Origin of the sequence: Ruminococcus sp. (assembly GCF_045129435.1) — a bacterium.
Taxonomy (GTDB): domain Bacteria; phylum Bacillota; class Clostridia; order Oscillospirales; family Acutalibacteraceae; genus Ruminococcoides.
Window position 1 is genome coordinate 57,586 of record NZ_JBGVJL010000193.1, and the last position, 21,116, is coordinate 78,701.

Genomic DNA, 21,116 nt, shown 5'->3' on the forward strand with positions numbered 1-21,116 from the left:
CAGATTATTATATTACTTATTCTTATTAATAATTCTTGACTCTGCTGTGTCTGTAGCAATGTCAATGTAGCGAACAAAAAGTGAAACCTTGTTGTCCTCATCAAGTGCATTCCACACCTTTTGAGCAAAGGTATCAATATCATCATTGCCAATCTCTACAAGTGTAGGTTCACCCTCAAAGCTTGGAAGTGGAGTGCCGTCACCCATATATGTGTGAATATATCTGCCAAGGCCCTGTAAAGGAGTTGAATACATAAAAGTATATCTCTGACAGCTGTCAGGAATACCATCTGCACTCTTGAGAATAGACATAGCATATTCCATAACACCGCCGCTGCACTTTACAATACCCGAAATACGAGGTGTATAGTTAGGACCGTCAGGCTCGAACTCTCTTGTACGGAGTGATTCCTCAAATGTTTCACCCTCGTTCATAAGCTCATAGATTGTGTCTGTCTGATCACCGTTTGTAACAATAGTTTTGTTGTCAAGCTTTCTTACAGGTGAGTAGATGATAAGCGATGGGTCAATAAGCTTTGATTCGTCAAAAGCCTGAGTCTTAATACCATCCTCAGTTTCAACAAAAATTCTGTTTCTGCTGTTTTCGCTTCTGCCCATAATAAAGTAAGCAATTACAGCCTTTGTGCCGTCAGCACTTCTGCCTATTACAATTCCTCTGCCCGGATATGTGACAGAAGAAATTTCTTTTTCAAGTGAAATTGGTTTCATTGTTTACCTCCGATTATTCAGCAATTACAGTAGTATTGCCGTTTACCTTTATTTTATCTTCGCAGAAGAGCGAAACAGCCTTTGGGAGTATCTTCCACTCCGCCTGCTCCATAACTCGTTTCTGCAAAACTTCGGGTGTATCACCGTTTTTAATTTCAACAGCCTTCTGAATGATAATTGGACCGCCGTCACAAACCTCATTAACAAAATGTGCTGTTGCACCTGTCACCTTAACCCCCCTTGCAAGTGCCTGCTCATGAACCTTGAGTCCGTAAAAGCCTTCACCGCAAAATGACGGAATAAGTGACGGATGAATATTTATAATTCTGTTTTCAAAAGCTCTGATTACACCTGTGCCAAGAATTGTCATAAATCCTGCAAGCACAATTAAATCAGCGTTCTTTGACTTTAAAAGCTCAGTTAATGCCTTGTCATACTCGTCAAGGCTTGCATAATCCTTTCTGCGGATTATGTCAGTATCAATGTTGTGATTTTTAGCTCTCTCAAGTGCATACGCATTTGGATTTGAAGAAATAACGCAGGTAATTTTACCGCCCTTTATTTCTCCTCTTTCAGATGCGTCAATGAGAGCCTGTAGATTTGTGCCGCCACCCGACACGAGAACAACAATATTTTTCATTATTCAAATACAACTCCGTCGTTGCCCTCTACTACTTCACCGATAATTACAGCATCCTCACCATTTGCCTTGAGTACTTCAAGAGCCTTGTCTGCATCGTTCTTGTCAACAGCAACGAGCATACCAACACCCATATTAAATGTATTGAACATATCATGCTCAGAAATGCCGCCAACTCTCTGAATAAGATCAAAGATTGGAAGAACAGGAACTGCACTCTTGTTAATCTTAGCAGAAAGGCCGTCATTTAACATACGAGGAATGTTCTCGTAGAAGCCGCCGCCTGTGATGTGAGAAACAGCCTTAACCTCAACCTCTTTCATGAGAGCAAAGAGAGGCTTTACATATATTTTAGTAGGAGTAAGAAGAGTTTCGCCAAGAGTTTTGTCAAGCTCAGGATAAGTATTATTGATTGTTTCTTCGTTGATGTCAAACACCTTTCTTACAAGTGAGAAACCGTTTGAATGAACACCGGAAGAACGGAGAGCAACCAAAACATCGCCTGCTTTAAGCTTTGAGCCGTCAATCATCTTTGGCTTGTCTGCAAGACCTACGCAGAAGCCTGCAACATCGTACTCGTCAACAGGCATAAGACCCGGATGCTCAGCAGTTTCGCCGCCGATAAGGGCACACTCAGACATAACACAACCGTCTGCAACGCCCTTAACAATCTCAGCAACCTTTTCAGGGTAGTTCTTGCCGATTGCAATGTAATCGAGAAAGAACAATGGCTTTGCACCACAGCAGATTACATCATTAACGCACATTGCAACTGCGTCAATACCAATGGTGTCGTGCTTATCCATAAGGAAAGCAAGCTTAATTTTTGTACCGACACCGTCTGTACCGCTAACGAGTACAGGCTCTGTCATACCGCTTACATTTGGGGCAAAAAGACCGCCAAAGCCGCCAATGCCTGAAACAACGCCGTCAATTTTTGTACGAGCAACATGCTGCTTCATAAGTTCAACTGACTTGTAGCCTGCTGTTACATCAACACCTGCTGCCTTGTAGCTCTCTGAAAAACTCTTCATCTTCAATCACTCCAGATTTATTTTTTATTAATTTTCTTTGCGAATTTATCAACAAACATAGTTCTCGGAATTTCCGCAGGATATTCACCGGTAAAGCAACCGTCGCAAAATCCCACATCTGCACCCTCGGCAATCTGATTAAGACCTGAAACGCTGAGATATCCGAGTGAATCGGCACCGATTTCCTTGCAGATTTCTTCCTTTGAAAGCTTATTTGCAATAAGCGACTCCTTGTTGTGTATATCCATACCGAAATAGCATGGGCATACAAAAGGCGGAGAGCTTATAAGCATATGAACCTCTTTTGCACCTGCGTCACGCAAAAGCCTTACAATGTGGTTTGCGGTTTCACCACGCACAATAGAGTCATCAACAATAATAATTCTCTTTCCGCTTACATTTGCTTTAAGAGCAGTAAGTCTTGTTCTGAGAAGTCTTTTCTTTTTATCCTTACCTGTACCGACAGTTCTGCCGATGTACTTATTCTTTACAAAGCCTGTACCATACGGAATACCGGAAGCCTTTGCATAGCCCTGAGCCGCAATAATTCCGGAATCAGGAACACCGCACACCATATCTGCCTCAATAGGATGTTCGTTATAAAGCAGTTCGCCTGCCTTAAATCTTGCATTGTGAACGCTTACACCGTCAATCACACTGTCCGGACGAGCAACATAAACATATTCAAAAATACACATAGATGTATTAAATGCCTTAATTCTTGACTTATAGCTGTGAAAGCCGGTTTCATCAACTACAACCATTTCGCCCGGTTCAACATCACGCACAAATTCACCGCCAAGGCTGTCAATTACGCAGCTTTCCGATGCAAAAATGTAGCTGTTGTTAAGCTTACCGATACAAAGAGGACGAAAGCCGTTTTTATCTCTAAAGCCAATAAGTCTTGACGGACCGCACAAAACTGCGGAATATGCTCCTTCAAGCTTATCCATAGCAAAAAGCACAGCTGTTTCAAGGTCATTTGTAGTGCAACGCTCTGTTGCAATTACATAGGACATAACCTCAACATTTGAGTTTGACTGGAAAATAGCACCGCCATGCTCAAGCTGCTGACGGATTTCAGCAAAGTTTGTAATTGCACCGTTACTTGCGATAGCAAGCGATCCTGCAATATACCTCATAACAAGCGGCTGATTTGCTGCTCTGTCAAGGCTTTCGTGAGCACTGTAGCGTACATGACCTATGGCAATGTTACCGTCGCCAAGCTTGTCAAGAGCCTTGTCATTAAAAACCTCGGAAACCATACCAAACTCTTTTACAGTAGTGAAGTTTTCGTTGTTATTTACAGTAATACCTGCACTTACCTGTCCCCTATGCTGAAGTCCGTAAAGAGCCTCACGAGTAAGGGAAGCTATGTTGAAATCGTCACTGCTGTCTTTGTAAACACCGAACACGCCACATTCGTCATTTACCTTGTCTTTATCATATATATCAACATACTTAATCAAAGCTCTGCCACCTTAAGCTGCATAGCCTCATCTTTTTTGGCTACGCCTTCTTCCATATCTGCTTTCATTTTTTCAAGCTTTTCTGCGAGGTCATCGTCAGAAAGAGCAAGCATTTCAATAGCGAGAATTGCAGCGTTTGCAGCACCGTCAACAGCTACTGTAGCTACCGGAATACCTGTTGGCATCATAACTGTTGCAAGCAAAGCGTCCATACCGTCAAAAGCGGCTGATTTGCAAGGAATGCCGATTACAGGCAATGTTGTTTTTGCTGCAAGCACACCGGCAAGATGAGCAGCCATACCTGCTGCGGCAATGATTACTCCAAAGCCATTCTTCTTAGCGTTGCTTGAAAACTCAATAGCAGCGTCAGGAGTTCTGTGTGCACTCATAACATGCACTTCATATGGAACACCAAATTCCTTTAGCTTTGTGACAGCCTTTGAAACTACAGGGAAATCACTGTCAGAACCCATAATAATAGCAACCTTTTTCATCATTACACTCCTTAACTTTTACAAGCACCGCCTAAACGGTGGTATAATTGTTTCGGCAAAGCGTCCCTTAAAGGGTAAAAGTCTTTACCATAAAATCACTTTAATTACCATTATATAAAAAATCAGAATAAAATGCAATATGTGACAGGAATTATTTTGATTTTCATTACCAAAGTTATAACATAAAAGTAAAATTTCCCCAATAAAGCAAGTAATCCGCCACTTAACAATGACGGATTACAACATAATTATTCTTTTAAACATTTATAACTAATCGGATGCTTTCATATTAGGAAATAGGAATTCCATTTTTTCATCATTAAAATGGTAGTCAATATACTCTACAAAAGCGTTGTCGGCATTTGGGTGCACTTCTCTGTCCTGCCAACGATAAACCGCTGCACACGACATAAACGCATTGAAAGCCATAAAAATTATAAGCACAGCAGTCATAACACCGCCTGCTCGCTTTGGAATTTTCTCAATAATTCTTGCAAGCCACGGGTAAAAAAATCTTACCCACACAAGGCCTAAAAATCCCCAGATAAGAGCGTACATAAGATTTGTTCTGCCGTTAAAATTCAGTGGTGTGTCGCTGTAGTCCCATGATACTGTACCAAATAATGTTTCCTGAAACCAAGAGCAAAAATACTCAAAGCTTGCACCCACAACGGCACTGATTACATAAATAAGCGTATCATTAAGCTTATAAAGCTTGTAAAGCACAATAGTTAAAAAACACGCACCGCCGCCGTACACAGGAATGAACGGGCCATACACAAGACCGACTCGCACCTGAAAATTGCCGTCAACCATAAACGCCCAGAAAGTTTCAAGTATTGTACCAATAAACGAGCCGATTACAAACAGATAAAACAACTTTGTAAAACAAAGTCCAAATGCAAAAGGTCGTTCCTCCTTGTTTTCATATACGGTTGTATATTCAAGCATATTTTTGTCTTTTTCTTGACCCACTCTGTCGGAAATCATACCAAGGTAAACGCTTGTTTTTAGGTCAGGAAAGGCACTTGCAAGTCGTCTTCTTAAAATATTTTCCGTAAAAAGTCTGTTGCAGTTTTCGCCTATTAGCTTTATTTTTTCTTCGTCAGCATCATCACCGAGCAATTCTTCAATATTGCTAAGATACTTAATTCTGTACTTCAAACGAATTACAGTTATTACCGAAAAAACATAGTCAAGCAAAATAAGTGCAAGCAAGCCTGCAAGGATTATTTTGCCCACTATTAAAGGAATCAGCATTACAAGTGCGTCTGATACAGGCATAAATACCTTAATAAAACCAAAGCCGAATAGCCCCGCAAGGATTGCGTACGGCAAGGAAATATAGCTGCCAATGCTAAGCTTTGCCTGCGAATAATCCCACACCTTAAAGCCGAGAATTTTTTCAAACAAAAAGCCTGAAACAACTATAATTATGGTTGTAAGTGCTATTGATGCAACAAGTAGCAGCCACGGATATGATTCAAGCGGAGTAAGCACTACCCTGCATATTACCGCAGTAAGTCCGTACATTGGGAAAAACGGCGATGTCAAAAAGCCGTTATTTTTGAATTTCTTATAAACGGCAAGATTTCGTATAACATTACCAACCCAACCTAAGAATGAAAATATTACAAATGTCCATAAAATGAGATACATCAATTCACTTCCTATAAAAAAGCACCTAAGGGTGCAGAAAAGACTGCACCCTTATGCTTTTATTTTGATTTTTTATTGTATTATTTTACTGCTTTGCAGGCTCATCTTTCCAAATTTCCTTAATTGCAGCAACATTACCTGCAATTCCCTGAAGTTCGGAAGGAATAATAATCTTTGTAGCCTTGCCGTCAGCAGCCTTTGCAAATGCCTCCAGTGACTTAAGCTGAATGATTCTGTCTGTTGGAGCAGCTTCATTGAGCATACGGAGAGCGTCTGCGTTTGCTCTCTGTACTGTAAGGATAGCCTCAGCCTCACCGGCAGCCTCTCTGATTTTCTGCTCTTTAACAGCGTCAGCCTTGAGGATTGCAGACTCTTTAAGACCCTCGGCAATAAGAATCTGGCTACGCTTTTCACCCTCGGCGTCAAGAATCTTAGCTCTTCTTTCACGCTCTGCCTTCATCTGCTTTTCCATTGCGTCCTGAATTTCACGAGGCGGAAGAATATTTTTAAGCTCAACACGCTTTACTCTGATACCCCATGCGTCAGTTGCCTCATCAAGGATAATTCTGATTTTATCGTTGATTGTATCACGAGATGTAAGTGTGCTGTCAAGCTCGAGTTCACCGATTATGTTACGAAGAGTGGTTGCAGTAAGGTTTTCAATAGCGTTAAGAGGACGCTCAACACCGTAGCTGTAAAGCTTAGGATCAGTAATTTCAAAATAAACTACTGTATCAATTTGCATTGTAACATTATCTCTTGTAATTACAGGCTGAGGTGGGAAGTCAACAACCTGCTCCTTGAGTGAAACCTTTCTTGAAATTTTATCAAGAAAAGGAATTTTCACATGAAGACCTGTACCCCATGTTGAGTGGTATGCACCAAGTCTTTCAACTACATATGCGTGTGCCTGCGGCACGATTTTAACATTACTGATGATTGCAATTAAAATGATAAGTAAAATAATTGCAATTACAATTAAAGGACCCATACTTAATTCTCCATTCAAAAATTATTCTCCCTGCCAAGGCTCAACAATCATTTTTACGCCCTCAATAGCAAGAATTTTTACTTTGTCGTCTTTTTTTACAGGTGTGGGGTTTCTAAGCTTGGCAGTCCAAACCTCACCGCTTACCTTCACCTGTCCAACTGTTTCCAAAGAGTCAATATCGGTAAGCATTACACCTGTTTGCCCAACAAGCCTGTCGGAATTTGTTTTTACATCTTTGTGATTCTTTTTGTACTTATCCACAAGAGGCTTTGTTGCGATAAGTGTGCCAAAGGATACCACAATAAAAACTATCAGCTGTATAAGTAATGACGAAGTAATCAGCGAAGATACTGCCGCACACAAAGCACCTGCAACAAACCATATTGATACAAGCTGATTTGTAACGCCCTCACCAACAGCCATCACTACTGCAATACCAATCCAGACAAAAGGCATATACTGTTCCATATTCACATCTCCTTTCGCAACAACATTCTACCATAAAAACAATATATAGTCAATTATTTTTTCGCTTTATGCTATAAAATTTCAGAAATTGACAGTATTTTTAGTTTAATCTTATGCATATTGAGTATATTTTTATATTGTACAATTACAATATAGGCATACTATACTACATTTTATGTGTCTTTTTGTATAATATTCTATGTACTATGAATTAACAGAATTATCACAAACTATTAACCGAACAATATTTTTCTTTTTAAAATGATTAATGGTTAAATATTTTTTCACTTTATACTATATCTTGAAAAAATATCTACACATTTCGTTTATTGTATGTTATAATTAAGATAAATAAAAATGAAATTAGGTGATTGTTATGGCTTTTGATACATTTGACGAGGGCATTGTGCCGGGTGGAATGCGTAGCAAGTACGAAATTCGTATTTTAATCTGCTACCTTTTAAATTCAATAAAAGTACCCGTCAGCAAAGATATTATTGTTGACTCAATATGTGAGGAAAGCCTTGCAAATTATTTTGAAACAAGCTCCTGCTTTGATGACCTTATAGAAAATGGCAATATCATCGAGCAAGGCTCAGACGGTGACACAAAAACATTCACTGTAACCGAAAACGGCGTAATGATTGCCAAACAGCTCGACACAACACTTGCCTATACCGTAAAGGAAAAGGCATATAATTGTGCAATAAATCTGCTAAAGCAAAAGAAAAAAGAGCGTGAAAACAGCGTAGAAATTGTTAAAACAGATATGGGATATAATGTAAACTGCAAAATATCCGGTGGTAATCTTGATTTGCTCAGCTTCTCAATTTTTGCACCTGATATGCCGCAGGCCTTAATTCTTAAAAAGAATTTTTACAAAGACCCAACTACATTTTATAAAGTAATCCTCGCAATGCTCACCCAAAATAAAGAAAGCGTTGCCGAAGCACTTGAGAATCTTTACAACATTTAAGCTTGTTTAACAAATCATTAAAAACAAAAGCAGAGTAAATTTTTGGTTTACTCTGCTTTTTATTGAAAAGGGACTGTTGCAATTTTAGCTACAGTCCCTTTATCATAGAGAAATATTAATCAGCATTGACAATCGCCATTTGAATTGCGGTTACATCACTTACAGTAAGTGCATTATCCTTGTTAAAATCAGCTATTGCAAATTCATATTCATCATTTTCATTGATAATTAAATTACCGTTATTATCATTAGTAAAAGATAAATACATCTGCATTTGTGTAGCATCATTAACAGAAAGAATACCGTCATTATCTGTGTCGCCCAATATACAGTATTTATCTGTATAGCTGTTTCCACAAACTGAGCATATGTGTTCAACATAGCCTTTTTGAGTAGTTGTAGGCTTTATTATTTTATCGGTATAATTGTGAACACCAATCTTGTCCTGAGAAATTTTTTCTATTTCAAATTTTTGAGGACTCCAATTAAATCCGGCACCCCAAACTTCAAGATTATTTGTAGTCTGAGATAAATCCAATACCATATCAGTACAAACAGGTTTTATGTAATATGCTCCATTTATTTGATAAATATAAAATCTTTGAGCAGTTGAATCCCAATCGTTATATACTTGAACATTTGTACCTGCACCAGCATCTGCATAATTTTCTACATCCATTGAACGATAATCATAATAGTTTTTTATTTTAACCAAAGAGTTTTTGCACAAATAGGACTTATATTGATTTTTATCTCTTCATTTTCATCCCAATCATAAAATCCCTTAGAAGTCCAAATATCGTTATATGTAGGAGAGCCGACAACAGAGAAAGAAATTCCCTCTGAATCAGTTGCACCAGCCGAATTTGCTGCTGTTATCCAAGAATAATATTCACCATAACCCCATTGGTTTGCTGAAAATCTTAGTTCACTGTTTACATCTAATCTTTGACTAATAATTTGATTACCGTCTTTATATACACTTATCCAAAAGTATTCAACATCATTTGCACGAGGATAAAGAACAATATCATCTTGAATATCATACCATACCTGACTTCTGTCTAAATGTACATCAGTTGGTTTATTTATCGCAGAATATTTAGGTCTGACAATATATGCAATAGACTGTGACTGGGTTGGGTGTTGTCTGACACTCCTTGAGTAAAGCGAAGAACCGCTGCCGGAGTTACCTCCATATGTACTTACATTTCCGTTTGACGCCGCATATACTATCTCAACATGGTCAGCTCCGTTATTACCATAGAATACTATATCGCCTTTCTTAGCAGAATTCTTATCAACATAGTAGCCACCTGCATTAAGTATATTTTGTCTTAAAGTTGGGCAATATCCGGATGCCGGTATAGCTGAAGATTGATTGGCAAGTATAGCACAATCACTGACAAAGTCTGCACACCATTGCTCTGAGTAACCAAGCTGAGAACCGGTTTTTCCAAGCTGAGCTGCGGCTACGGAAACAATATCATCACTGCCCGAACCGCTTAATGAGAAATTTTTATTAAAGTTTTCTGTTCTGCTCTGAGTTGCACTAACATCAAGCATTCCATAAGCAGTTATACACGATACCGCAATAAGCAAAGTCAAAATTACACTAATTATTTTTTTCATAATCAAAATCTCCTTTCCTTATAATAACAAGTGCAATAATTTGCGAAAATTTCTTATCAGTAAACATTTTTGATAAAAAGTTTTCGCTTTGTTAACAATTATATTATACAGTTTTCGATTACAAAACGCAAGTGCTTTAAAATATTTTTATCAAAAACTTTTTGAGGTGGATTATATGTTTGACTTTGGCTTAAGAATAAGACAACTACGAGAATCAAGAAATATGTCACAAGAAGAGTTAGGCAGAAGAGTCGGAAGAAGCAAGCCTGTAATAAGCAGTTACGAAAACAATATAAAAACTCCTCCGCTTGAGGTTTTGATTTCAATTTCAAATGTATTTAATGTTTCGTTGGATTATTTAGTCGGCATTGAAAAGAAAGAAGCATTATATCTAAACAACCTAAATAATACACAAGCCGAAATTATAAAACTGTTGTATCAGGAATTTACCGATACAGGCATTAAGGCAAAAGAATTATCAAACAGACAGCAAAAACTGCTAAGTATGCTTTTAGTCGAATTTTTAAATTCATAAGTCACCCTGACGGTGGCTTATTTTTATATTGTTTCAGTACACTGATAATATATAAAAATGCTTAATTTACTGTCGGCAGCAACACGACTTTAAAATAATTAAATAATATTGTAGAAAATCTTAGTACAGAAAAAAGCCTTGCTGATTGATTTTGCAAGGCTTCTTTATAAAAATAAAGTAAACAGAAATTAGGCTAAAAAAACAAATTCAATCCGAGCATCAGTGTTACTCCGGGGACTCCGCCAAAAGCTGACACGCACACCGACACAAGGCTTATAGGCAGATATACGCCTGTAAAAGAGCCTGTCAAATTAACCGCAATCAGCGTTAAAATACCTATAGCCATTGAAAGCAGACTTCTTTTAAACGGATGTCTGCTTTTACTTATGTAATGGGCAAATGCAAACAGCAAGAACGCACCGAAAAACATTAATCCTATTCCCCACAAGGGCATAATTCACAGCTCCTTTTACACAAACAATACTATATTTTCAAATAAAAATAGACCGCAGGACTAACCTACGGTCTATAATTATGTTTGAATTTTTTAAAATATTACAAGCTTAATCAGAAAGTGCTTCCGAGGAAATAAGCGAGTACATTAAGCGCAATTACAATAATTACGAAAACTGCTGCAAAAACCTTTGTAAAACGAGCAAGCTTTGCATCAATCGAGCGAGCCTTATTCTTTGAGAAATAAGAGTCAGCCGCACCGGAAACAACACCAATGCCCTGCTGGTTGCCCTGCTGAAGAATAATTACGATGATAATTGCGATGGCTGCTACAATAAGTACAGAGCCGAGAACAATACCCCAAACGCCCATATTATACCGTTCCTTTCTTTAATATAAATGTATAATAAGTTCTAAATACAAAAACTAACTAATTTATATTAACATAAAATTATAGCTTTTGCAAGAATTTTTTGAAATTTTTTCAACTTTTTTAGTTTAATTCTTGTAGCGAATATTAACCTATATTAAGCTGAGCTGTTCGTCTGTTGAGTCCTCGTTTGCCGGCATAGCACCTAGAGTTGGCAATGTTTTTGTTCTGTATCTCTGCGGCTTTGCAAATGTGCCCTCAACATATTCGGTAATTTCAAAAAGTCTGTGTCCTTTTTTTAGCTTCATTACTGCTACACCCTGTGTTGAACGGGTGGTTTTAAGATTGATTGCACCAGAATGTACAAGTAACATTCTGCCAGATGATGCCTTTAAGAGGAACTCCTTATCCTCCATAAAGAATACCATTCCTGCAAGAGGCGACTTGTCGGAATATGCACCGGTAAGCTTTTTACGATTTGTCTTTGTCTGATAAGCCTCAAGCGGTACTTTGGCAAGCTTGCCGTTTTCAAATGCAAACAGCAAAATGCCCTTGTAATCCTTTGTTGCTACCATAAACACAGCGTTTTCGCCCTCGTCCATACCAAGCTTAGCAGGCACATAGTCGCCAAGGGTACTTGCCTTTGTGTCGGCAAAATCCGCCGCCTTTGCCTTGTAAACCTGAGCCTTGTCGGTAAAGAACAGCAAATCACCGTTGTTTGAAAATTCACAGGTCTGCGAAATTTCATCGCCGTCCTTTAGTTTGTGATTGCTGCTCATTCTGAGCGACTGCGGTGTAATCTTTTTAAAGTAGCCCTCTTTTGTAAAGAAAAGATTTACCGGATAATCGGGAATATCGTCCTTTTCCTCAGTATAGCTTACTGTATCCTCATAAATAATAATACTCTTTCGTGGCTGACCGTATTTTTCGGCAATTTCCTTGAGTTCCTTTACAATAATAGTCTTGATTCTTGTCTTGCTCTTGAGAATTTCGTCAAGCTCGGCAATTTCCTTTTCAAGAGATTCTATTTCATCGGTACGCTTTAAAATGTATTCTCTGTTAAGATGACGAAGTTTGATTTCGGCTACATATTCAGCCTGCACCTCGTCAATACCAAAGCCAATCATAAGGTTTGGCACAACCTCTGACTCTTCATCAGTTTCCCTGACAATTTTTACAGCCTTGTCTATATCAAGCAAAATCGCCTCAAGACCTTTTAAGAGGTGGAGTTTTTCGGCTTTTTTGTTTCTGTCAAAGTATGTTCGGCGTCTTACGCACTCAATTCTGAACGCAATCCATTCCTCAAGCAAAGCCTTTACGCCAAGCACCATCGGCACACCGCCGATAAGTACATTGAAGTTACACGAGAATGTATCTTCAAGCGTTGTAAAACGGTAAAGCTTAGCCATCAGCTTGTCGGGATCTACACCACGCTTTAGGTCAATGGTAATTTTCATACCGTCAAGACCGGTTTCATCTCGAACATCGGCAATATCCTTTACCTTACCTGTCTTTACAAGATCAATTATCTTTTCAATAATAACCTCGCAGGTCGTAGTACTCGGAATTGAAAGCACATCAATACAGTTTGCCGATTTATCGTACTCATACCTTGCCCTGAGTTTGATTCCGCCCTTGCCTGTTTCATAAACCTGTCTTATTGCGTTCTCGTCATAAATAATCTGGCATCCGCCTATAAAATCAGGAGCAGGTAAAGTCTGCATAACATCGTGCTGTGGGTCACGAATAAGAGCCGCTGTGGTTTCACAGATTTCCTTTAAATTGAAAGAGCAGATATTTGACGCCATACCTACCGCAATACCTGTGTTTGTGTTTACAAGTACAGACGGAAAGGCAACCGGCAGAAGCGACGGCTCTTTCATTGTATTGTCGTAGTTATCAACAAAATCTACTGTATCCTTGTCAATATCTCTGAAAAGTTCGTTGCAGATTTTGTCAAGCTTTGCTTCTGTATATCTTGATGCTGCCCATGCCATATCTCGGCTGTAAAACTTACCAAAGTTACCCTTTGAATCTACATATGGGTGCAAAAGTGCCTCATAGCCTCTTGAAAGTCGCACCATAGTGTCATAAATTGCTGAGTCGCCATGCGGATTGAGCTTCATTGTTGCACCGACAATATTGGCTGATTTTGTTCTTGCACCGTTTAAAAGTCCCATTTTATACATTGTATAAAGAAGCTTTCTGTGCGAAGGCTTAAAGCCGTCAATTTCGGGAATAGCACGGGAAAGAATAACGCTCATAGCGTACGGCATATAGTTTTCTCTGATTGTAGAGTCAATGTTCTGCTCTACCACCTCACCCGCACCGTTTATTACACCATGGGTTTTATTTGCCTGTGCAGGCTGAGTTCTTCTTTTTTTAGCCATAAATTCGCACCTCCCGTCAGCTTAGATCAAGATTATCAATGTACTCATTGCCATGAGCCACAATATAATCTTTTCTGCCCTGAAGATTGTCGCCGAGCAGAATATCAAAAATTTCCGCTGTTTTTTCAGCGTCAGTCGGCATAACCTTAATAAGTCTGCGTGTGGCAGGATTCATAGTTGTAAGGTTCATCATATCAGGTTCGTTTTCACCAAGACCTTTTGAACGCTGAATTGTAAACTTTTCCTTGCCAATCTGAGAAATAAACTTGTCCTTTTCTATTTCGTCATATGCAAAATAAACATCGTTTTTAGAGGTAATCTCATAAAGCGGTGATTCCGCAATAAACACTTTGCCCTCATTGATAAGAGTAGGTGTGAGTCTGTAAAGCATAGTAAGCAGAAGTGTACGAATCTGAAAGCCGTCAACATCGGCATCGGTACAAAGTATAACCTTGTTCCAACGCAAAGCGTTCAGGTCGAACTCGCTCAGATTCTTATTTGCTTTTGACTTAACCTCAACGCCACAGCCAAGCACTCTTAAAAGGTCTGTAATAATCTCACTCTTGAAAATTTTGTCATAATCGGCCTTTAGGCAGTTGAGAATTTTTCCTCGAATCGGCATAATTGCCTGAAAATCAGGGTTTCGTGCCTGCTTACAAGCACCGAGAGCAGAGTCACCCTCTACTATGAAAAGCTCTCTTTCCTCGGCATTTTTGCTGCGGCAATCAACGAATTTTGCAACTCTGTTTGTCATATCAAGACTGCCCGAAAGCTTTTTCTTTATGTTGAGTCGGGTTTTCTCGGCATTTTCTCGGCTACGCTTATTTACAAGCACCTGCTGAGCAATTTTATCTGCCTCAAGCGGATTTTCAATAAAATACACCTCAAGGCTCTGCTTTAAGAACGCTGTCATAGCGTCCTGAATACCCTTGTTGGTAACTGATTTTTTAGTCTGGTTTTCATATGAGGAAACGCTTGAGAACGAAGAAATTACGCACACAAGGCAATCCTCTATGTCGTCAAATTTAATCTTGCTTTCAGATTTATTATATTTATTGTTTGTTTTTAAGTAATTGTCTATCTGATACAGAAAAGCAGTTCTCACTGCCTTGTCCGGAGCACCGCCATGCTCAAGCCAACTGGAGTTATGATAATATTCTGTAAGGCTTGTTTGATTTGAAAAAGCCACAGCAACATCAATTTTGCATTTATACTCAGGCTTATCGTCACGGTCACGGGTTTTTACCTCGGTAGTCCAATGCTGAACAGAGGTAAAGCCGCTTTCGCCGATAACCTCCGCCACATGGTCCTCAATACCGTTTACATAGCAATATGTGGTGGTGTCAAAGCTTTTGCCGTTCTGATTTCTGAAAATGAACTCAACGCCGGCATTTACAATAGCCTGTCTTTTCATTATGTCAAGGAAATACTCAGGCTGAATGTCTATATCTGTAAATACCTCAAGGTCAGGCTTCCAGCGGATTTTTGTGCCTGTATCCTTTTTATTGTACGGCTCTTTTTTTAGGCCTCCGATATTCTCGCCCTTTTCAAAATGCAGAGTATAGCGAGTACCGCCTCGGCGAATATCAACATCCATATACTCTGAGCTGTACTGAGTTGAGCAAAGACCCAGACCGTTCATACCGAGCGAAAACTCATAGCTTTCGCCCTCATTATTATTATATTTACCGCCTGCATACATTTCACAGAACACAAGCTTCCAGTTGTACTCCTGCTCGTTTTCGTTAAAGTCAACAGGAATACCTCTGCCGTGATCCTCTACCTCAATCGAGCCGTCAGAAAACCTTGTTACGGTAATTTTTTTACCGTAGCCCTCTCTTGCCTCGTCAATAGAGTTAGAAAGAATTTCAAAAACAGAATGTTGACAGCCGTCAATACCATCAGAGCCAAAAATAACCGCCGGTCTTTTTCGCACTCTGTCTGCACCTTTAAGGGCAGAAATACTTGAATCACCGTATTCAACTGCTTTGGTTTTAGCCATTAAATCAATCCTCATTTATCGCCACGAAGCTTTTTGATTTTGTCACGCAGATAAGCGGCGTGTTCAAATTCAAGCAGCTTTGCGGCAGCTTTCATTTCTTTAGTCAGGCTCTCAATAAGCTGCTGCTTTTGAGCCTTACTCAGCTTTTTAGCTGATTTGAATTCATCGTCTGTATGAGTAGAAATTTCAAGAATTTCACTAACTTTTTTAACAATGGTAGTAGGAGTAATTCCATGCTCCTTGTTGTATGCCTGCTGAATTTTTCTTCTGCGTTCGGTTTCGGTAATCGCCTTACGCATAGAGTCTGTAACGCTGTCGGCATACATAATTACAGTACCCTCGCTGTTTCGTGCAGCTCTGCCGCAAATCTGAATAAGCGAGCGTTCACTACGCAAAAAGCCTTCCTTGTCAGCGTCCAGAATTGCCACAAGCGACACTTCCGGAATATCAAGTCCCTCTCTTAAAAGGTTAATTCCGACAAGTACATCAAATTCGCCAAGTCTTAAATCTCTGACAATCTCCATTCGCTCCACCGTATCAATATCATGGTGCATATAGCGTACCTTTATACCCATGGTTTCAAGGTATGCCGTCAGATCCTCAGCCATTTTTTTGGTGAGCGTTGTAACAAGCACTCTCTGCTTTTTGCTCACTCTTATATTAATCTCAGAAACAAGGTCATCAAGCTGTCCCTCGGTAGGTCTTACCGAAATTTCAGGGTCAAGAAGTCCCGTAGGTCTGATGATCTGCTCTGCAACTGTCTGTGATTTTTCGAGCTCCAGATCGCCCGGAGTTGCACTTACAAACACTACCTGATTAATTCTGTCGTAAAACTCATCAAAATTAAGCGGTCTGTTGTCAAATGCAGACGGCAGACGGAAGCCGTAGTCAACAAGATTTTTCTTCCTTGCGTGGTCGCCTGCATACATTCCCCTTACCTGTGGCAGGGTAACATGCGACTCGTCAACAAACATAAGAAAATCCTTTGGAAAATAATCGAGCAATGTGTACGGCGAAGACCCCGGCTTTCTGCCCGAAAGTATTCTTGAATAATTTTCAATACCCGTACAAAATCCGATTTCCTGCAGCATTTCCATATCATAGCGTGTACGCTGTTCAATACGCTGTGCCTCAAGCAATTTACCGTTTTCACGAAAGTACGCAAGTCGCTGTTCAAGCTCTTTGTCAATTTCTTTAAGAGCCGTTGTCATTTTATCTCTTGAAACAATATAGTGTGACGCTGGGTAAATTGCGGCATGCTTTAGCAATGCCTTTAATTCGCCTGTAAGCGGATTAATCTCGGAAATTCTGTCGATTTCATCGCCGAAAAATTCAACTCTGATAATAGAATCATTAGATGCAGCAGGAAAAATCTCTACTACATCGCCTCTGACTCTGAATTTATTTCTTATAAAATTAACATCATTGCGTTCATATTGCAGCTCCACAAGCTTTTTTACGAGGTCATCTCTGCTTTTTTCCATACCGGGTCGCAGAGAAATTACCATATTACGGTAATCAATAGGGTCACCCAAGCTGTAAATGCACGAAACCGATGCAACGATAATTACATCTCGTCTTTCAGAAAGTGCAAGGGTGGCACTGTGCCTCAGCTTGTCGATTTCATCATTTATAGAGCTGTCCTTTTCAATATAAGTATCGGTATTTGCAATGTAAGCCTCCGGCTGATAATAATCATAATAAGACACAAAGTACTCTACCGCATTATCAGGAAAAAATTCCTTAAACTCACTACAGAGCTGTGCCGCAAGTGTTTTGTTGTGTGCGAGCACAAGGGTAGGTCTTTGCGTCCTTTCAATTATATTAGCCATTGTAAATGTTTTGCCCGAGCCTGTTACACCGAGCAGGGTTTGTTCTCTGTTGCCCGATTCAATGCTTTGCACAAGCTCATCAATCGCCTGAGGCTGGTCGCCCGTAGGCTTGTATTTAGATTTAAGTTTAAATTCCATAAAATCAAACCTTTAAAGTAAAAAAATACTTCCCGACATTTCGCTGTCACGCAGGGAAACATAGTCAAACTCGGTCACAATAAAGTGGTCAATAAGGTTTACGCCTACATTCTTTAGGGTCTGCCTTATCACCCTTGTAGAATTTATGTCACTTTGTGACGGCAACGCCGAACCGCTTGGGTGATTGTGCCCCAGAAAAGCCGTTTTTGCGTTGTGCCTGAGTGCAAGGTCAACTATCTTTCTCAGCGGAACATCAGATGAATTAAGCGAACCTTTTGAGATAATGTCAAAGAAAATCATTCTGCCCTTTGCGTCCCCGAGCATAAGAGCCACAGCCTCGTTTGTTCTGCCAATAAACTTATTTATAAACATTTCGCCGAGGTGCTCAAGGTCAATGACATTATGATTTTCCGTTTTTGATTCTTTATACACCCTTGAAAATTCGGGGAGCATTTTAAGAAACACCGCACAGGACTGTGAGAGCGAAAACTCCCTCATAAGCTCGTCAACGGGAGCGTCGCACACTCCTGCAACAGTTAAATATCTGTCAAGCAGGCGGTGAGCCAGTGCGTTGGTATCTTTTCGGGGAATGGCATAGAAAAGGCACATTTCAAGCACCTCGTGAGGCTCAAAGCCGTCAAAGCCGTTGTCGAGAAACCTCTTACGCACTCTGTCACGATGCCCGCTATGCTCATTTGCCATACCATTCACCTCCGATTTATTTGCTAAAAATTATTCCTTTACGCCGTACTGCTCGTAGTAAGCGTCAATAGCAGCCTTGAGTTTATCGTCAATGATAACCTTGCCCTTGTATTCCTTGTTGTAAAGATGCTCAACAACCTCTGCCATAGTAACAATAGCGGTAGTCTTTAAGCCGTACTTTTCTTCAATTTCAGAAAGTGCACTCTTAGTGCCCTTACCTCTCTCCATTCTGTCAACAGAAACAACAAGACCGATAGGGTCAACATTGCCCTGTGCCTTGATAATAGGAAGTGTTTCCTCAATAGATGTGCCGGCTGTAGTAACATCTTCAATAATAACCACCTTGTCGCCGTCATTAATCGGACTGCCAAGTAAAATGCCCTTGTCGCCGTGGTCCTTAACCTCTTTGCGGTTTGAGCAGTAGCGAATATCTGTATCGTACTTTTCGCTGATTGCGATAGTTGCGGCAACCGAAAGCGGAATACCCTTGTAAGCAGGTCCGAAAAGCACATCAAAATCAAGGCCGAACTTCTCTTTAATAGCCTCTGCATAGTAACCGCCAAGCTTTCTGAGCTGTGCACCGGTTCTGTAGAAGCCTGTGTTTACGAAAAATGGTGTCTTTCTGCCGCTCTTTGTTACAAAGTCGCCAAACTTGAGCACCTGACAGTCAACCATAAATTCAATAAATTCCTTTTTGTAAGCGTCCATTATTAAAACCTCCGATAAAAATACATAATTTAACATTTAACATCATACCACATATGTTCGGTTTTGTAAATGATAAAACTAAAATTTACTCTTTAAAAAATCCCTATATAAATAGTATAGGGAATTGCAAACGAAAATGTTTGTTTCAGACAGAAAAATCTGTAAAACAATATTTCAATAATTATATTAAAAATACTTTACAAAGTGATTGCAGAATATCAACTGTTTGTAATTTTTTGCTTAATAGAGAAAATGCACAAATAATGCCAATAATCAGACTTAAAACTATATTATTAACCTTGCAAAATTTTAAGAATTAGTGTACAATATTTGTTGTAATATTATTTTGCAAAATAATATATTTAATGAGGGAGAATAAAATGAGAAAGGATTTTTCATCAAAGTCAGGCGATTTCATTCAAAATCAGCCGACTGGTTTTGTTAAAAGTAAAAAAGGTTTTACGCTCGTAGAAATCGTAGTTACAATTTGCATACTTGCAACTCTAGCAGCTATTGCTTTACCGGTAATTGCATACACTCTTGAAAGTTCACTTAAAAGCAAAGCCAAAACAAATGCACATAGTATAGAAGTGGCAATAAAAGAGGCAAATTCGTTGCTTGGTGCAAAAGATAGCCTAAAATATGCCAATGCAAGTTCAAATAGTATTAAAATCTCCGAAGTTGTGAAAGCAAATAACATAGGGAATGCTTTTGAACCTGTTGATGTTTACGGCACAGTATATTACCCGGTTATGTGCAAAGGCAAGGTGTATTTTGCCACAGATTCAAACGGTGACAATAGCTTTGACAAAAACGATAAAGACATTGACGGCAACAACCTGCCCGACACCTGCGTTGCATTATACGACAAGGTAAACAATAAGATAATAGAGAACGAGATAAGCAATCTGCCTTTAAATTAACAGGTGGCATTTTTAACAATTTAGCGAGCTAAAGTTTGTGCAATCTAATAAAAATGTGTTTTCTTAACTTTTTTTGGTAAAAATATATTGCAATTTCTGTAAATGTGTTATATAATAAACTCGTTTCAAGGGAACAGCAACCGCAAAATTCTATCAGCAACTCGCAGTTGCAGTTTCTACAAAACGGTTCACAAAAATATTTTTTAAGAGAGGTAAAAACACATGAACGAAATTCAGGCAGTAAAGACTGCAAAAATCGAAGAAGTAAAGAAGAACAGCAAAAAAGGCTTTACACTCGTAGAGCTCGTAGTTGTAATTGCAATCCTTGCAATCCTCGCAGCTATTGCTATCCCGGTTGTATCATCAACAATCGCATCGTCACAGAGAAGCACAGCTCTTTCAAATGCGCAGACACTTGAGCTTGCACTCAAAGAGGCTCATGCTCAGGCTATTGCTAAAGATACATCTGTATTCACTGATGGCTTAGACACAACTGTTGCTGTTGTTATCGATAAAAAGGCTCTCAAGCTTGAGGATACAGTAAAGATTGACAATAAAGACTATGTTCTTCAGTGGTCTAAGACTGACAGCAAGTGTTATTATGTTTACACAGCAGCTTCTGGTGGTACATCAGAGTGCCTTGGTGAAACATCTGTTCCAAGTGGTACTTTAACTACACTTGTAACATCAGGTACTACTTCACAGAAACTTAGTGACTTGTTCTAATTTATACATTTACATTATTAAATCTCGGTTTTGCTGATGACCGACAACATACAAGCAAAAGGCTCGCCGAGTGCGAGCCTTTTGAAATGTATACAGTTTTTTGGTGTATTAAACTTAACTTTTGTGTATTATTTATAATTTTTAGGAGTATCCCCTATTTGATTATAAAATTATTTTAATTTATTCTTTAAAATAATTTTATAATCAAATCAGTTTAAAATTAACGATTTTGATGAGCTAATTAA

Annotated in this window: 21 protein-coding genes; 4 read left to right on the forward strand and 17 right to left on the reverse strand. The window is 39.2% G+C overall.

The annotated features are described in order from the left end of the window. Nucleotides 1-12 precede the first annotated feature (12 nt). The 8 genes from ACJMMI_RS09060 to ACJMMI_RS09095 form a co-directional block, all read right to left on the reverse strand. Nucleotides 13-729 carry an IMP cyclohydrolase gene (locus ACJMMI_RS09060; protein ID WP_405355078.1) on the reverse strand — a complete coding sequence of 239 codons (717 nt, stop codon included), beginning with the start codon at nt 727-729 and terminating at the stop codon, nt 13-15. Between the two features lie 13 nt (nt 730-742). Further along, the gene (gene purN, locus ACJMMI_RS09065) at nt 743-1,369 is read right to left on the reverse strand and encodes a phosphoribosylglycinamide formyltransferase (protein ID WP_405355080.1); all 627 of its coding nucleotides are present in this window, start codon (nt 1,367-1,369) and stop codon (nt 743-745) included. Then, nucleotides 1,369-2,403, reverse strand: coding sequence for a phosphoribosylformylglycinamidine cyclo-ligase (gene purM / locus ACJMMI_RS09070; protein WP_405355081.1), 1,035 nt, complete (start codon nt 2,401-2,403; stop codon nt 1,369-1,371). The genes purN and purM overlap by 1 nt, the downstream gene beginning before the upstream one ends. A 17-nt stretch (nt 2,404-2,420) precedes the next feature. Next, entirely contained in the window at nt 2,421-3,872 is a 1,452-nt protein-coding gene (purF, locus tag ACJMMI_RS09075; protein ID WP_405355082.1) for an amidophosphoribosyltransferase, read from the reverse strand. Then, nucleotides 3,869-4,366, reverse strand: coding sequence for a 5-(carboxyamino)imidazole ribonucleotide mutase (purE, locus tag ACJMMI_RS09080; RefSeq protein ID WP_405355083.1), 498 nt, complete (start codon nt 4,364-4,366; stop codon nt 3,869-3,871). The genes purF and purE overlap by 4 nt, the downstream gene beginning before the upstream one ends. Nucleotides 4,367-4,636: 270 nt before the next feature. Further along, a complete protein-coding gene (locus ACJMMI_RS09085; protein ID WP_405355084.1) occupies nt 4,637-6,025 on the reverse strand; it encodes a putative ABC transporter permease in 1,389 nt (462 codons plus the stop codon). Nucleotides 6,026-6,110: 85 nt separating this feature from the next. Then, nucleotides 6,111-7,016: an SPFH domain-containing protein gene (locus ACJMMI_RS09090; protein ID WP_405355085.1), complete on the reverse strand. Its 906-nt coding sequence runs from the start codon at nt 7,014-7,016 to the stop codon at nt 6,111-6,113. A 21-nt stretch (nt 7,017-7,037) separates the two neighbouring features. Further along, nucleotides 7,038-7,484, reverse strand: a complete 447-nt coding sequence (locus ACJMMI_RS09095) for an NfeD family protein (RefSeq protein ID WP_405355086.1) — start codon at nt 7,482-7,484, stop codon at nt 7,038-7,040. Nucleotides 7,485-7,860: 376 nt separating this feature from the next. Here ACJMMI_RS09095 and ACJMMI_RS09100 point away from each other — a divergent pair, with 376 nt between their 5' ends. Beyond that, nucleotides 7,861-8,460: a DUF4364 family protein gene (locus ACJMMI_RS09100; RefSeq protein ID WP_405355087.1), complete on the forward strand. Its 600-nt coding sequence runs from the start codon at nt 7,861-7,863 to the stop codon at nt 8,458-8,460. A gap of 115 nt (nt 8,461-8,575) precedes the next feature. On the opposite strand, the gene ACJMMI_RS09105 is transcribed toward ACJMMI_RS09100, so the two are convergent. Together ACJMMI_RS09105 and ACJMMI_RS09110 are read right to left on the reverse strand one after the other, a co-directional pair. Further along, nucleotides 8,576-9,175, reverse strand: a complete 600-nt coding sequence (locus tag ACJMMI_RS09105; protein ID WP_405355089.1) for an RICIN domain-containing protein — start codon at nt 9,173-9,175, stop codon at nt 8,576-8,578. Then, entirely contained in the window at nt 9,163-10,092 is a 930-nt protein-coding gene (locus tag ACJMMI_RS09110) for a CHAP domain-containing protein (protein WP_405355090.1), read from the reverse strand. The genes ACJMMI_RS09105 and ACJMMI_RS09110 overlap by 13 nt, the downstream gene beginning before the upstream one ends. 175 nt (nt 10,093-10,267) lie before the next feature. Between ACJMMI_RS09110 and ACJMMI_RS09115 the strand changes: the two genes are divergently transcribed. Continuing rightward, the gene (locus tag ACJMMI_RS09115; RefSeq protein WP_405355092.1) at nt 10,268-10,627 is read left to right on the forward strand and encodes a helix-turn-helix domain-containing protein; all 360 of its coding nucleotides are present in this window, start codon (nt 10,268-10,270) and stop codon (nt 10,625-10,627) included. Between the two features lie 193 nt (nt 10,628-10,820). Here ACJMMI_RS09115 and ACJMMI_RS09120 read toward each other — a convergent pair whose 3' ends face one another. From ACJMMI_RS09120 to pyrE, 7 genes are all read right to left on the reverse strand, one after another. Then, entirely contained in the window at nt 10,821-11,081 is a 261-nt protein-coding gene (locus ACJMMI_RS09120; protein WP_405355094.1) for a pro-sigmaK processing inhibitor BofA family protein, read from the reverse strand. A 113-nt stretch (nt 11,082-11,194) separates the two neighbouring features. Further along, a complete protein-coding gene (gene secG, locus ACJMMI_RS09125) occupies nt 11,195-11,452 on the reverse strand; it encodes a preprotein translocase subunit SecG (protein WP_405355096.1) in 258 nt (85 codons plus the stop codon). 150 nt (nt 11,453-11,602) lie between these two features. Beyond that, nucleotides 11,603-13,840, reverse strand: a complete 2,238-nt coding sequence (locus ACJMMI_RS09130) for a DNA gyrase subunit A (protein WP_405355098.1) — start codon at nt 13,838-13,840, stop codon at nt 11,603-11,605. 16 nt (nt 13,841-13,856) lie between these two features. Continuing rightward, on the reverse strand, nt 13,857-15,842 hold the full coding sequence (locus ACJMMI_RS09135; protein WP_405355101.1) for a type IIA DNA topoisomerase subunit B: 1,986 nt from the start codon (nt 15,840-15,842) through the stop codon (nt 13,857-13,859). An 11-nt stretch (nt 15,843-15,853) separates the two neighbouring features. After that, the gene (gene uvrB, locus ACJMMI_RS09140) at nt 15,854-17,812 is read right to left on the reverse strand and encodes an excinuclease ABC subunit UvrB (protein ID WP_405355103.1); all 1,959 of its coding nucleotides are present in this window, start codon (nt 17,810-17,812) and stop codon (nt 15,854-15,856) included. Nucleotides 17,813-17,824: 12 nt separating this feature from the next. Beyond that, a complete protein-coding gene (locus tag ACJMMI_RS09145) occupies nt 17,825-18,514 on the reverse strand; it encodes a RadC family protein (protein ID WP_405355105.1) in 690 nt (229 codons plus the stop codon). Nucleotides 18,515-18,544: 30 nt separating this feature from the next. Beyond that, nucleotides 18,545-19,222 carry an orotate phosphoribosyltransferase gene (pyrE, locus tag ACJMMI_RS09150; RefSeq protein ID WP_117705465.1) on the reverse strand — a complete coding sequence of 226 codons (678 nt, stop codon included), beginning with the start codon at nt 19,220-19,222 and terminating at the stop codon, nt 18,545-18,547. 380 nt (nt 19,223-19,602) lie between these two features. On the opposite strand from pyrE, the gene ACJMMI_RS09155 reads away from it, so the two are divergent. Continuing rightward, a complete protein-coding gene (locus ACJMMI_RS09155; RefSeq protein ID WP_405355107.1) occupies nt 19,603-20,145 on the forward strand; it encodes a type II secretion system protein in 543 nt (180 codons plus the stop codon). A 222-nt stretch (nt 20,146-20,367) separates the two neighbouring features. Continuing rightward, nucleotides 20,368-20,871: a prepilin-type N-terminal cleavage/methylation domain-containing protein gene (locus ACJMMI_RS09160; protein WP_405355109.1), complete on the forward strand. Its 504-nt coding sequence runs from the start codon at nt 20,368-20,370 to the stop codon at nt 20,869-20,871. The last annotated feature ends 245 nt before the right edge of the window (nt 20,872-21,116 follow it).

What these genes read in the sequence shown, in the direction of transcription:
- ACJMMI_RS09060 (WP_405355078.1), bottom strand. Translation starts at nt 729, where the DNA reads ATGAAACCAATTTCACTTGAAAAAGAAATTTCTTCTGTCACATATCCG.
- purN (WP_405355080.1), bottom strand. Translation starts at nt 1,369, where the DNA reads ATGAAAAATATTGTTGTTCTCGTGTCGGGTGGCGGCACAAATCTACAG.
- purM (WP_405355081.1), bottom strand. Translation starts at nt 2,403, where the DNA reads ATGAAGAGTTTTTCAGAGAGCTACAAGGCAGCAGGTGTTGATGTAACA.
- purE (WP_405355083.1), bottom strand. Translation starts at nt 4,366, where the DNA reads ATGAAAAAGGTTGCTATTATTATGGGTTCTGACAGTGATTTCCCTGTA.
- ACJMMI_RS09085 (WP_405355084.1), bottom strand. Translation starts at nt 6,025, where the DNA reads ATGTATCTCATTTTATGGACATTTGTAATATTTTCATTCTTAGGTTGG.
- ACJMMI_RS09090 (WP_405355085.1), bottom strand. Translation starts at nt 7,016, where the DNA reads ATGGGTCCTTTAATTGTAATTGCAATTATTTTACTTATCATTTTAATT.
- ACJMMI_RS09095 (WP_405355086.1), bottom strand. Translation starts at nt 7,484, where the DNA reads ATGGAACAGTATATGCCTTTTGTCTGGATTGGTATTGCAGTAGTGATG.
- ACJMMI_RS09100 (WP_405355087.1), top strand. Translation starts at nt 7,861, where the DNA reads ATGGCTTTTGATACATTTGACGAGGGCATTGTGCCGGGTGGAATGCGT.
- ACJMMI_RS09110 (WP_405355090.1), bottom strand. Translation starts at nt 10,092, where the DNA reads ATGAAAAAAATAATTAGTGTAATTTTGACTTTGCTTATTGCGGTATCG.
- ACJMMI_RS09115 (WP_405355092.1), top strand. Translation starts at nt 10,268, where the DNA reads ATGTTTGACTTTGGCTTAAGAATAAGACAACTACGAGAATCAAGAAAT.
- ACJMMI_RS09120 (WP_405355094.1), bottom strand. Translation starts at nt 11,081, where the DNA reads ATGCCCTTGTGGGGAATAGGATTAATGTTTTTCGGTGCGTTCTTGCTG.
- secG (WP_405355096.1), bottom strand. Translation starts at nt 11,452, where the DNA reads ATGGGCGTTTGGGGTATTGTTCTCGGCTCTGTACTTATTGTAGCAGCC.
- ACJMMI_RS09130 (WP_405355098.1), bottom strand. Translation starts at nt 13,840, where the DNA reads ATGGCTAAAAAAAGAAGAACTCAGCCTGCACAGGCAAATAAAACCCAT.
- ACJMMI_RS09135 (WP_405355101.1), bottom strand. Translation starts at nt 15,842, where the DNA reads ATGGCTAAAACCAAAGCAGTTGAATACGGTGATTCAAGTATTTCTGCC.
- uvrB (WP_405355103.1), bottom strand. Translation starts at nt 17,812, where the DNA reads ATGGAATTTAAACTTAAATCTAAATACAAGCCTACGGGCGACCAGCCT.
- ACJMMI_RS09145 (WP_405355105.1), bottom strand. Translation starts at nt 18,514, where the DNA reads ATGGCAAATGAGCATAGCGGGCATCGTGACAGAGTGCGTAAGAGGTTT.
- pyrE (WP_117705465.1), bottom strand. Translation starts at nt 19,222, where the DNA reads ATGGACGCTTACAAAAAGGAATTTATTGAATTTATGGTTGACTGTCAG.
- ACJMMI_RS09155 (WP_405355107.1), top strand. Translation starts at nt 19,603, where the DNA reads ATGAGAAAGGATTTTTCATCAAAGTCAGGCGATTTCATTCAAAATCAG.
- ACJMMI_RS09160 (WP_405355109.1), top strand. Translation starts at nt 20,368, where the DNA reads ATGAACGAAATTCAGGCAGTAAAGACTGCAAAAATCGAAGAAGTAAAG.